This is a genomic window from Sphingomonas sp. UYAg733, from assembly GCF_054057355.1.
Genome location: NZ_JBSRZE010000001.1, coordinates 974,259 through 985,262 on the forward strand (window position 1 = coordinate 974,259; position 11,004 = coordinate 985,262).

Annotated in this window: 12 protein-coding genes and 2 pseudogenes; 13 read left to right on the forward strand and 1 reads right to left on the reverse strand. The window is 61.7% G+C overall.

What is annotated here, in order from left to right; translation table 11 throughout:
- Window positions 1-121: 121 nt before the first annotated feature.
- The 11 genes and pseudogenes from ACVWZA_RS04900 (at window position 122) to ACVWZA_RS04950 (ending at window position 8,649) form a co-directional block, all read left to right on the forward strand.
- A complete protein-coding gene (locus ACVWZA_RS04900; RefSeq protein ID WP_457310009.1) occupies window positions 122-553 on the forward strand; it encodes an ArsI/CadI family heavy metal resistance metalloenzyme in 432 nt (143 codons plus the stop codon).
- The gene (locus ACVWZA_RS04905) at window positions 550-909 is read left to right on the forward strand and encodes an ArsR/SmtB family transcription factor (RefSeq protein ID WP_457310010.1); all 360 of its coding nucleotides are present in this window, start codon (window positions 550-552) and stop codon (window positions 907-909) included. Before ACVWZA_RS04900 ends, ACVWZA_RS04905 begins: the two co-directional genes overlap by 4 nt.
- Entirely contained in the window at window positions 882-2,000 is a 1,119-nt protein-coding gene (arsB, locus tag ACVWZA_RS04910) for an ACR3 family arsenite efflux transporter (RefSeq protein WP_457310011.1), read from the forward strand. Before ACVWZA_RS04905 ends, arsB begins: the two co-directional genes overlap by 28 nt.
- On the forward strand, window positions 1,997-2,404 hold the full coding sequence (gene arsC, locus ACVWZA_RS04915) for an arsenate reductase (glutaredoxin) (RefSeq protein ID WP_457310013.1): 408 nt from the start codon (window positions 1,997-1,999) through the stop codon (window positions 2,402-2,404). Before arsB ends, arsC begins: the two co-directional genes overlap by 4 nt.
- Window positions 2,405-2,671: 267 nt before the next feature.
- A complete protein-coding gene (locus tag ACVWZA_RS04920; protein WP_457310014.1) occupies window positions 2,672-3,715 on the forward strand; it encodes a CDP-alcohol phosphatidyltransferase family protein in 1,044 nt (347 codons plus the stop codon).
- A 13-nt stretch (window positions 3,716-3,728) separates the two neighbouring features.
- The gene (locus ACVWZA_RS04925; protein ID WP_457310015.1) at window positions 3,729-5,252 is read left to right on the forward strand and encodes a lipopolysaccharide biosynthesis protein; all 1,524 of its coding nucleotides are present in this window, start codon (window positions 3,729-3,731) and stop codon (window positions 5,250-5,252) included.
- Window positions 5,253-5,541: 289 nt separating this feature from the next.
- A pseudogene (locus ACVWZA_RS04930) lies at window positions 5,542-5,868 on the forward strand (efflux RND transporter permease subunit); the annotation flags it as partial.
- A complete protein-coding gene (locus ACVWZA_RS04935) occupies window positions 5,868-6,803 on the forward strand; it encodes a cation diffusion facilitator family transporter (protein WP_457310016.1) in 936 nt (311 codons plus the stop codon). The pseudogene ACVWZA_RS04930 and the gene ACVWZA_RS04935, both read left to right, overlap by 1 nt.
- A 162-nt stretch (window positions 6,804-6,965) precedes the next feature.
- Entirely contained in the window at window positions 6,966-7,400 is a 435-nt protein-coding gene (locus ACVWZA_RS04940; RefSeq protein ID WP_457310017.1) for a hypothetical protein, read from the forward strand.
- Window positions 7,401-7,792: 392 nt separating this feature from the next.
- Window positions 7,793-7,963: a hypothetical protein gene (locus ACVWZA_RS04945; protein ID WP_457310018.1), complete on the forward strand. Its 171-nt coding sequence runs from the start codon at window positions 7,793-7,795 to the stop codon at window positions 7,961-7,963.
- A 77-nt stretch (window positions 7,964-8,040) separates the two neighbouring features.
- Window positions 8,041-8,649, forward strand: coding sequence for a Fic family protein (locus ACVWZA_RS04950; RefSeq protein ID WP_457310019.1), 609 nt, complete (start codon window positions 8,041-8,043; stop codon window positions 8,647-8,649).
- On the opposite strand, the pseudogene ACVWZA_RS04955 reads toward ACVWZA_RS04950, so the two are convergent.
- Window positions 8,646-9,591, reverse strand: a pseudogene (locus ACVWZA_RS04955) (IS1595 family transposase). The gene ACVWZA_RS04950 and the pseudogene ACVWZA_RS04955 overlap by 4 nt on opposite strands.
- Window positions 9,592-9,665: 74 nt before the next feature.
- Between ACVWZA_RS04955 and ACVWZA_RS04960 the strand changes: the two are divergent.
- Window positions 9,666-9,917: a DUF6471 domain-containing protein gene (locus ACVWZA_RS04960; RefSeq protein ID WP_457310020.1), complete on the forward strand. Its 252-nt coding sequence runs from the start codon at window positions 9,666-9,668 to the stop codon at window positions 9,915-9,917.
- A 32-nt stretch (window positions 9,918-9,949) separates the two neighbouring features.
- Window positions 9,950-10,855 (forward strand): hypothetical protein, encoded by a 906-nt coding sequence (locus ACVWZA_RS04965; RefSeq protein WP_457310021.1) that lies wholly within the window; start codon window positions 9,950-9,952, stop codon window positions 10,853-10,855.
- The last annotated feature ends 149 nt before the right edge of the window (window positions 10,856-11,004 follow it).

Sequence of the window (11,004 nt, forward strand, 5' to 3'; positions counted from 1 at the left end):
CGCCGCTTACATCTGTCAGTCTATGTAAGCTCTGTCAACATGAGGAGCAGCGATAATTCGATAATGCTTGACTAATCGATAGTTCGGCGATAATAGAAATGTCGAAGCAATGGAGAGTGATATGAAGCGTCTGCACATGCATGTCAGCGTTCCCGACATCGATCAGGCCGTGCTGTTCTACACCACCCTGTTCAACGCGCCGCCTTCGGTGGTGAAGCACGACTATGCCAAATGGATGCTGGAGGATCCGCGCGTGAACCTCGCCATTTCCGCGCGCGACCGTGCAGCCGGTGTCAATCATGTCGGCATCCAAGTCGACAGCGCGGACGAGCTCGCCATATTGGCATCGCGGCTGAAGGCGGCGGGCAACACGACGTTCGACCAGGAAGCGACGACGTGCTGCTATGCGAAGTCCGACAAGAGTTGGGTGACCGACACCGCCGGGGTGCGCTGGGAAACCTTCTATACGATGGACGAAGCGACGTCTTACGGTGAGGACGAAATGATCCCGGCCAGCGGCTGCGCTGTTGCGGGTGGATTGGCGTGCAAATGATGCCACTCCCGACCGCCGTCGAGGCCCTGTCCGCGCTCGCTCACGGCCACCGCCTCGCCGTTTTTCGCCTGCTGGTGCGCGCCGGGGCCGAAGGCGTGGCGGCGGGCGAGATCGCGCGCGAGGTCGGCGTGCTGCCCAACACGCTGTCGACCCACCTCAATATCCTCGGTCATGCCGGACTGATCTCGTCGCGCCGCGACGGGCGTTCGGTGATCTATGTCGCGGATTATGACGGGATGCGCGATCTGCTCGGGTTCCTCGTCACGGATTGCTGCGGCGGCCGACCGGAGATTTGCGGTTCGCTTGGCGCGATCGCGGAACGGCCCGAATGCCGCACGGTCGACAATCCGGCATGACGTCGCGCTTCACCGGCACCGCCCGGCCGCCAATGGCCCTGTTCGAGCGCTATCTGACCCTGTGGGTCGCATTGTGCATCGTGGCCGGCATCGTGGCCGGGCATGTGCTGCCGGCGCAGTTCGCGGCGATCGGCTCGGCCGAACTCGCGAGCGTCAATCTGCCGGTCGCATTGCTCGTCTGGCTGATGATTATTCCGATGCTGCTGAAGATCGATTTCACCGCGCTCGGCAGCGTGCGGCGGCACTGGAAGGGCGTCGGCGTCACGCTGTTCGTCAACTGGGCGATCAAACCCTTTTCAATGGCGCTGCTCGCCGCGCTGTTCATCGGTTGGCTGTTCGCGCCGCTGCTGCCGCCGGGTCAGGCCTCGTCCTATATCGCCGGGCTGATCCTGCTCGCCGCCGCGCCGTGTACCGCGATGGTCTTCGTCTGGTCCAATCTGTGCGACGGCGATCCGACCTATACGCTGGCGCAGGTCGCGTTGAACGACGTGCTGATGCTGTTCCTGTTCGCACCTTTGGTCGGGCTGCTGCTCGGCGTCGCGGCGATCACCGTGCCGTGGAACACGCTGTTGCTGTCGGTCGCGCTGTACATCATCGTGCCGGTGGTCTTTGCCCAGTTGCTCCGTCGCGGACTCCTCGTAAAGGGCGGCCAGCTCCTGCTCGACCGTCTGATCGCGCGGCTCGGCCCGGTCTCGCTCGTTGCCTTGCTCGCCACGCTCGTGCTGCTGTTCGGCTTTCAGGGGGAGCGGATCATCGCCCAGCCGTTGGTCATCGCGCTGCTCGCGGTGCCGATCCTGATTCAGGTCTATCTCAACGCCGGCCTCGCTTACTGGCTCAACCGCGCCGCCGGCGAGGCCCATTGCGTCGCCGGACCGTCGGCGTTGATCGGCGCGAGCAACTTCTTCGAATTGGCGGTCGCGGCGGCGATCGGGCTGTTCGGCCTGCGCTCCGGCGCAGCGCTGGCGACGGTGGTCGGCGTGCTGATCGAGGTGCCGGTCATGCTTTCGGTGGTCGCGATCGTGAACCGTTCCAAGGGCTGGTACGAAAGCGGCGGCGCCGTCATCCGTTCTCAGGCACAGGGCGAACCATGACCGAGTTCCCCGTCACCATCTATCACAATCCGGATTGCGGCACGTCGCGCAACGTGCTCGCGATGATCGAGGCCGCCGGTTACGCGCCGACCGTGATCGATTATCGCCAGACCGGCTGGACCCGCGACCAGCTCGAACGCTTGTTCGCCGCGATCGGTCTCGGCCCACGCGACCTGCTGCGCGACAAGGGAACGCCCGCCACCGAACTCGGCCTGCACGATTCTTCACTGCCCGACGACGCGCTGATCGAGGCGATGGTCGCCCACCCGATCCTGGTCAACCGCCCGATCGTCGCAACGCCCAGCGGCACGAAGCTGTGCCGCCCGTCCGAAACAGTCCTGTCCCTGCTCGACCGCAAACCCGATCGGTTCGTCAAGGAAGATGGCGAGATAATCCTGCTTTAGCGGCCCGTTCCTCGATGGCGAAATCCGCACTGGTGATCGCTCGGGAATGCCGCGAAAAATCGTGCCGTCGATACCGGACACCGTATCGGGACCGGAACAACTCCGGCGTGAGGGAGTCTTGTTGGTGTGCGAGCCTTGCCTTTTCTCTGCCTCAGATCGGCCCGACTGATCCCCGACTTGTTCGGGATAGTGGCGCCAGGTCAAATCACGTGAATGGGACTTGCCTGTGGCGCAAATATTCCCATTTGGGCGGTCGAGGGGGCGTTGATGAGTAACGACAAAATCACCCTGACCGACCGCGACGTACGACTGACATTTCCCAACCCCGGACATGCCGAACACCTGGTGGCGGGCGTGGCGATTGCCGCGCATGCCGTGGCGCAGGCCTATCGCGCCGGTGCGCGGCAGATCTGGGTCGATATCGTGGATGGCGGGCGGTTGTCGCCGAAAGCGGCCGATGATGTGCGCCGCGCCGGTGCCGACGCCGCGCTTCATTTTGTGGTCGATCATGAAGCGCGCTCGAAACGGGCGGCGGACAATGTGCCGATCACCGTGGCCGCAGTGCTCGAGGCGACCGGCAAGGCGAGCGATGGGCTGGCCTCGCGTCTGGTCAATCGCCCGGTGTCGCGGCGCATCTCGGCTGCTCTGTTGCGTTTTCCCGGCGTGCGTCCGTGGCATGCCACGGTTTTGGTCGGGCTGGTCGGCGCGGTCATGGTGTTGAGCCTGTTGTTCGGTGGCTATCGCGGGTTGATCGCGGGGGGATTGCTGTTCCAGACGGCATCTTTGCTCGACGGGGTCGATGGCGAGATCGCACGCGCGACCTATCGCAGCAGCCCGCGTGGCGCGTTGCTCGACACGGCGGTCGACATGGCGATCAATGTCGGTTTCTTCGCGGCAGTGACGGTGAGTCTGACCAATTTGTATGGCAATAAGCAGGCGCTGGCGGGCGGCTTCGCGATCGTGCTGGTCGCCGCCGGATTGTCGCTGATGGCCTGGCTGGCACGGCGGCTGGGCAAGCCGGGCGATTTCAATTTCCTCAAGCGTTTCTATCGGGAGCGGTTCCCGACCGGGCTTGCGGCGAAGATTACCGAAACGCTGGTGGTGGTTACCAGCCGCGATTTCTTCGCATTGCTGTTCGCAGCAGTGATTCTGTTCGGCTGGGGGCGGATCATCCTGTTCGCGCTGGCCGGCTTTGCGGTGTTGTGGCTGTTCCTCGTGCTGTGCGCGGTGCGGCCGATCCTGCGCGATTCCAACTCGATTGGGACGATAGGCTCCGGCCTCGCGGTCGACGACGCGACGCGCCTGGCCTGATCAATTGCCCCCGGTGTCGCCAGCCACTGATCAGGGGGCGGATCGCCTGATCCTGCGCGGCGCGTTTTCCACCGCGTTCGGTTTCGTCATCCGCCTCGGTGCGCGCTTCCTGTTCCTGCTGGTGGCCGGGCGGCTGTTCGGCGCGGCGCTGTTCGGTGCCTATAGCCTGGCGGTCGCGGTGCTTGAGGCGAGCGTTGCGCTGACCGGGTTGTCGCTGAAGAAAACGCTGTTCCAGCTGCTCGACCGCAATGCTTCATCCGGGGCCGAATCCGACCCGAATAGGGGCGTTCCGGCGGCGCATATCGTGATCGACGCGGCGATCCTGGTGCTCACGGCAAGCGTGGCGGCGGCGGCGGCGATCATGGGTGTCGTGGCGATACTGCCACGTTCGGTGCTGGCGCCGGATACTGCGACCGCCCTGTTCTGGATCGCGCCGATGATCGCGGGACAGGCGCTGGCCGATATCCTGTTCGCCGCGACGCGCTGGACCCATGTCGTGCGCCACGAGGTGATCGGACGGAGCATCGTCGAGCCCTATTCGCTGCTGATCGGCGCGGTCGTCGCTTATGCCACGGGCTTTACCGGGACCGGGCTGATCATCGGTTACTGGGCGGGCAATATCATGCTCAACGGCTATGCGCTGATCGCATTCAGGCGCTGTTTCCCGCGTTTCGACCTGACGCGATATCGTGGCGGGCGGTTGATCCCGGCGCTGCGGGAGTTGCTGCCCAACACCGGCACCGACGTGATCAATGCGGTGTTCACGCGGCTCGATCTGTATCTTGTCGGCATTTTTCTCGGTGAGCGCTGGGCCGGCATATATGGCATGGCGCAGCAATTGCGCACGCCGCTACGCCATGCGCGGCAGGCATTCGATTCGATGCTGGTGCCAATGGTCGCGCGGACCCTGTCGATCAGCGGCAACAAGGCGACGGTCGATGCGCTGGCGACCGCCGCCCGTTTCATCCTGGCGGTGCAACTGGCGTTTCTGGTGGCGATCGTCGCGGCGGGCGGCCCGATGCTCGAACTGTTCGGGCATGGCTTCAGCGCGGGTTATACGGCGCTGATCCTGCTCACCGTGGCGGAAGCCGCGCAGGGCACGTTCGGGCTGGGCGACTTCCTGTTCGTCTATCTGCGGCCCAAGACCGGGCTGCTGATCATGCTGGCGAGCTTCGTCGCCTGCGTCGCGGCGGCGATCGACTTCACGCCGCGCTGGGGCATTGCAGGCGCGGCGGGCGCGGTGCTGCTCGCGACGATGGTGCAGGCGGGGTTGCGCCGGCTGGTGCTTCGTACGCAGCTGCGGGTCAGGCCACCGCTGGCGCCGTTGTGGCCGCCACTGCTGGCCGGGGTTGCCGGACTTGCCGTCGCGATCATGGTGCCCGGCGGAGCGGGGCCGGGATTTGCGCCAGCGACCTTTGTCGCGTTGGCAGCGGCGCTGGCGAGTTATGGAGCGGTGTTGTGGCTATCGTTGCGACTGTCGGGGCAGCGGCTGGCGATCAGCGGGTTCGCTTCTGGCGACGGGGCGAGTTTCGAATGATCTGGATGCCTGGTTGCCAGAATCGTCTCGGCTCCGAAGCCGATACTTCTGACGTTGCCGGTCGCACCCCAGGGAGCGATATCGTAGCTGGCCAGGGCCCAGCCCTCGATCATCCGTCGACGGTAAGTCTCAGAACACACAGTATTAAAGGCCGTCGAGCGACGCGGCCCGGTGCATGTGGCGTTTGCCGGGCGAGCCTGCCTGGCGCCTTAAGAGAATGGCTGATGGTGTCCCGTGCGCTCGCTCTTGGTCAAGCGCGATTTTTCGATCGCGGTCGCCGACGCGGTGCAATGGGCTGGTGGTGATGAGCGCGATCGGCGCGCGGATCGAGGCCGGGGTCGAGCCGTCACGTGCGATCGGCGAAGGCATGTTCGATAAGGTCAGGCCGGTGCTGATGACCGGGCTGGTGCCGGCGATCGGTTTCGTGCCGATGGCGATCGCCACGGGCACTGGGGCGGAAGTGCAGCGGCCGCTTGCTACGGTGGTGATCGGCGGGCTAATCGCAGCGACCTTGCTAACTTTGCTCGTCTTGCCCGCCATTGCACGGGTCGTGCTCGGCATCGGGCAACGATCGGCGGGCAGCTTCGTGGTCGGCACATCTGGGGAGAGTGAGTGATGGCGCATGATCATGCTTCCCACGACCATGGCGCGGAGCGGGGTGGTCATGTCCATGCCCCGGCCAGCTTTGGGCGTGCCTTTGCGATCGGCACCGTGCTCAACCTCGGCTTCGTTATCGTCGAGGCGGGATATGGCGTCGCCGCACAGTCGATGGCGCTGATCGCCGATGCCGGGCATAATCTCAGCGATGTCGCCGGACTGCTGCTCGCCTGGGGCGCGATGGCGCTGAGCCGGCGAGCGCCGCGCGGGCGCTATACCTATGGCCTGCGCGGATCGTCGATCCTGGCGGCGCTGGCCAATGCGGTGCTGTTGCTGGTCGCCATCGGGGTGATCGCGGCGGAGGCGGTGCGCCGCTTCGCCGATCCCGCGCCGGTCGCCGGCACGACGGTGATGATCGTCGCCGGCATCGGCATCGTGATCAACACGATCACCGCGCTGTTGTTCATGCGCGGGCGCAAGGGCGACCTCAACATTCGCGGCGCGTTCCTGCACATGGCGGCGGATGCCGGGGTGTCGGCGGGGGTGGTGATCGCCGGGCTGATCATCGTGCTGACGGGCAAAAGCTGGATCGATCCGGTGATGAGCCTCGTCATCGTCGTGGTGATCGGTATCGGCACCTGGGGCCTGTTGCGGGATTCGGTCAATATGAGCCTGCAGGCGATCCCGCCAGGGCTGGAGGCGGACGAGATCGAGGCGTTTCTGCTGGCGCGGCACGGTGTGGTGTCGCTCCACGACCTGCATATCTGGCCGATCAGCGCGACCGAGACCGCGTTGACCGTCCATCTGCTGGTGCCCGGCGGTTATCCCGGCGATCTCTTCACCACCGATCTGACGACGGCGTTGAAGGAGCGGTTCGGGATCTGCCATGCGACGGTGCAGATCGAAACCGATCCGCATGTCGATTGCGCGCTTGAGCCCGATCACTTGGTTTAGCGCAACCGTTGCATTCCGGTTTTGATATGAGCGCGCCGCGCCAAGAAGGAGCGGGCTTCCCGCTCTCGCGCCCCATCGAAATATTACTTCGATTCGGCATTATGTAGCAATTGCACCAACAGCAGGACAGACATAATCGCCTGCGATACGTAATGTCATCATATGACAGACTATATGGTAACGGACCTCGTGGCGAAGCGTGCAGCGCTGGCTGGCGAGATAGAGCGGGCACAGGAAACGCTCGCCAAGCTGGTGCAGGACTTGGGGCATATCGACGCCACGTTGCGGATCATTGCCCCTGATCTGGCTGTAGAGACGATCAAGCCAAAGGCGTTCCGACCGCCAGCCGATTGGAGCAAGCGCGGGCAAATGACCCGGATGGTGCTGGATATCCTGCGCACCGCACGCCAGCCCATGACCACGCGAGAGATCGCCGAACGGATGGTTGTGGAGCGCGGAATTGCGGCCACGCCTGACACGCTCAATAGCATGGGGCGGCGTGTGGCATATGCGTTGCGCGAGCAGCGTAAGCGGGGCGTGGCGACCTCTACCGAGGGCGAGGCGGGGTTCTGGCAGCTTTGGACGCTGGTGCGCTAGCAAGAAGGCCCGAGGTTTCCCCCGGGCCTTCCCGCTCAAGCATGTTCTCACGTTTGCAGACTATAAAACACTTATTTCGAGTCAACGTCGCTGCGTCGAACCGGTCTTCTTCGGCTATCGCCCGATTCAACGCACACCTCGCAAGAGCGATACGTTAAACGAGTTCACCGAGATTCTCGCTCGCGCCGGAAAGTCAATCTTGACATTAATTATTTTCATATTCGGCGCGCCGCACTCTTGCCGTATTAGAGTAGTTAGTGGATATCAGTAATCGCACACGACGCATCATCTAGGCTTGCAAACGTATCTTAAACGATGGCGTAACGATTTCGTAAATCGGAACAAGTGTAGAATGGTGTGCGTTGAGAGTGCTCTAGCTGGGGAGACAGGCTATGACGGACGAATTGCGAGCAGCACTGGAGGCGTTGAAGGGACACAAGATGTTACCCGCCGAATTGGACGCTCAGCGTATCAGTTTTGCCTACGGCAATGCGCCGAAGGAGGACAAGGGAACTAAAGAGGCAGTGCGCCTAGCCTCGCTTGCGGAACTTGTTGTTGCATAAACTCTGAAATATATTCAGTTTCTAAGGCTCGGTCGCCAGTGCGACCGGGCCTTTTTTAATGCCCGGGGGGGGGGAGAATGTCGCTCGTTCTAGATGCCAATTCGGCACAGGGACAATTCGTCTCTGACCGGAATCGCCTTCGCCAATTCGATTTCCTACAAACCAGCTTTATGATTTCGCAGTTTGGCTTGGAGATTGACCACGATTTTCTCTGCAGCCTCAACCTGTATGCGACACAGTATATTTCCCCTCAGGCAGGCAGGTATCGGCGACACTACAACGTAAAAGTTGCAGGTCATTTCCCATCTGATTGGTCGCTGCTCCTCGGTGAAATGGAGATGTTTCTGACTAGGCTTCATGTCCAATGGGCGGCGATGGACCCGGTCGAAGCGGCTGGATATGCGCTATGGGGCGTGAATCATATTCACCCTTTTTGGGACGGGAACGGCCGGACTGCTCGTGCGCTAATGTATTATGTTTTGTGCAAGAAGGTGGATCGCTGGCTGCCCGGAACTACCTCGATAATCGAGCTTATCCGCGATGATACCCACGACGAAATGTGCGATATCATGCAGCGCATGCATGACGCCAAAGTGCCCGGTACAATGGAGACCGACCTGCTTGAAATCACAGCGTTTCTGAACAACCTAATCCTAAAACAGTTGGCGACCGCACCGACTGCTTAAGCCGCCCGCTGCCAGTACCCCGCCCACTTCCGCGACACTGGCGACACCATCGCAGCGCGCGTGACCATCGCGGCCTGCGACCCGTTCGCTTCACGGCGGTTATCCTCGCGCCATGCCATTTCACCGGCATATGCGTTCAGGTACGGCCCTGCGATATGGTGATGAACACCAACCTCCGCGCGACGCAGGCGGCTGAAAAAGCTCTCAGCCTGATTGGTGCAGCGCCGTCGAGTGAGTACGCCTTGCTATGGTTGATGCGCTTGGCTTCGTAGCGACCGTGCAGCGCGTCCCAGTGCGACGCTTCGTCAGTGTGAATGATCGCGCCGAGTGCGACTGATGCGACCACGGCGGCAACGCCAACGGCTTCGGACTTCCCGACCATCGTGTTCGTGTCGCCATTGCGCTCACGTATCACCACGACCGATTGACGCTTGCCCGACTGTGTCATGCGAAGGCGGCGATCTGCGCGCTCTGACTTGATGTTGGCCGGCTTCACATAGCCGCCGGAGTACGCGCCATCGACCTCTACAACGCCATCCAGAACGCGGCCCTGCGCTTCAAGCTGCATGGCCTCGCGCAGCTTGTGCGAAAGGACGAATGCGGTCTTATACTGCACGTCGAGGTCGCGGCTCACTTGGGGCGCCGAAACGCCCTCCCGCCGTTCACGAAAATGACGATCGCGGCGAGCAAATCGGTGTAGCTCAGCTTCCGGCTGGCGAAGATTGTGCCGCTGGTGACGCTGAACTGGTGATAGCAGGCAACGCACTTGAAGCGCTTGCGGGTCGTGATGCTGTAGGTTTCGCAGCAGCCGCAACGCGGGCACGACGCTTCACCGTCCGGCCAACGCATCCGGCGGAACGCCTCGTAAGCAGCTTCCTCACCCATCTTGAAAACAGCCTTGAGGCTGAGGACCGCTGCGGAGAGAAGGAACTGTTGCGTTATGTCTTCGTTTCTAGTACTTATGCATCGAATATAGTGACAATCAGCCACTCTTGGCAATGGCGAATGCATCGAATATGATGGCATTTGCGACGACTGGAGTGCTTTTGATGTCGGGTACAGTTTGGGAAGCCAAGGTCAAAGGTCTGCTCAAGGCGGAATTGAAGCGCCGGAACCTGACCTATGCCCAGCTCGTGGAAAAGCTGGCTGCAATCGGCGTCGTAGACTCCGAACCGAATATCAGGAACAAGCTGGCACGGGGCAAATTTACAGCGGTGTTCTTGGTACAATGTCTGGAAGCGATTGGAAGCGATACGGTCCGGTTATAATTATCATATTTGGCGTCGCTCTTTATTGGGCGATGTTCTATTCGATGGGCGCGTCATACGGCTCCAACCAAGAACGCTCCAATAAACAGGCAAGCGCATATGCCGCCGATGCCCCCAAGCGTGTAGAGCGCGAGTGCGCTGGGTTGGCGGGCACTCCTCTCGCTGAATGCGCTACAAAGATTGTACAGGCCGCACGCGAAAGCGAGCGCGACGAAAGCGATTTGGGCGCTCAATGGCAGGCTGCCAATTGGGTTCTGTGGGCCACGATAATCGCGGGGACGCAGTTGCTGGCCACCGCCGTTGGCACCGCTCTCCTTTATCAGCAGATCGTACTTACCCGCAAAGCTGTGGAGGACACCGGCGAAGCGACCGAGGCCATGCGCGAAGCCAATGCCCTGTCCAAAGACACAGCCGCCCGCCAGCTTCGCGCCTACATCACAGTGAAGAAAGTTGAGTTTGTTGGCCGCTCTCCTTTCAAAAGCCGCCTTCTTGTTAAGCTGTTTTACGAGAACTTCGGAGAAACCCCGGCTTTCAATGTCCGCACTCAGCTTCGTGCTGAATTTGTTGAAGGCGGCGACGCTTCCAGTCCAATCGCTCCGCCACCCCGACAAGCGGGTGGCAGCGAAAGCCCCCTCGCCAAGAATATGGAACAAACCACCATCGATGAAGTCGGGATTGTTGTGGAAGGAGTTCACATAGGCGGCCAGTCGGCGGCGCGGATTATGCGCGAGGTCAAAGCCGGTCGGGGGATAATTTTCGCGCACGGCTGGATAACCTATGAAGACGCGTTTGAACGCTGTCATTCCGTCAGCTTCAAATGGTATTACGATAAGCGGAGCCACCTCGACACTCATGGCTTCGTTGTCGGGATTGGAGGCAACATGATGGGAGAGTGCGAAGATTGCCAGAGCAGCAAGCCTCATCTGCACAATAAATAGAAACACGTTCTACGCCCCTAGCGAGCGGCATCGTGTAGCGTCATACCTGCGATAAGAGGTGGCTCGGTTTGTTTGAACAGACCCGCGTGCTCGTTAAGTGGAGCGTCTGCCGGTTCATGCCGCTGCGAGAAGCGGTTGGTTGAAGTAGA

Bases quoted from the DNA above. Each gene is read 5' to 3' on its own strand.
- ACVWZA_RS04900 (WP_457310009.1), top strand. From the start codon at position 122: ATGAAGCGTCTGCACATGCATGTCAGCGTTCCCGACATCGATCAGGCC.
- ACVWZA_RS04905 (WP_457310010.1), top strand. From the start codon at position 550: ATGATGCCACTCCCGACCGCCGTCGAGGCCCTGTCCGCGCTCGCTCAC.
- arsB (WP_457310011.1), top strand. From the start codon at position 882: ATGCCGCACGGTCGACAATCCGGCATGACGTCGCGCTTCACCGGCACC.
- arsC (WP_457310013.1), top strand. From the start codon at position 1,997: ATGACCGAGTTCCCCGTCACCATCTATCACAATCCGGATTGCGGCACG.
- ACVWZA_RS04920 (WP_457310014.1), top strand. From the start codon at position 2,672: ATGAGTAACGACAAAATCACCCTGACCGACCGCGACGTACGACTGACA.
- ACVWZA_RS04935 (WP_457310016.1), top strand. From the start codon at position 5,868: ATGGCGCATGATCATGCTTCCCACGACCATGGCGCGGAGCGGGGTGGT.
- ACVWZA_RS04940 (WP_457310017.1), top strand. From the start codon at position 6,966: ATGACAGACTATATGGTAACGGACCTCGTGGCGAAGCGTGCAGCGCTG.
- ACVWZA_RS04945 (WP_457310018.1), top strand. From the start codon at position 7,793: ATGACGGACGAATTGCGAGCAGCACTGGAGGCGTTGAAGGGACACAAG.
- ACVWZA_RS04950 (WP_457310019.1), top strand. From the start codon at position 8,041: ATGTCGCTCGTTCTAGATGCCAATTCGGCACAGGGACAATTCGTCTCT.
- ACVWZA_RS04960 (WP_457310020.1), top strand. From the start codon at position 9,666: ATGATGGCATTTGCGACGACTGGAGTGCTTTTGATGTCGGGTACAGTT.
- ACVWZA_RS04965 (WP_457310021.1), top strand. From the start codon at position 9,950: ATGTTCTATTCGATGGGCGCGTCATACGGCTCCAACCAAGAACGCTCC.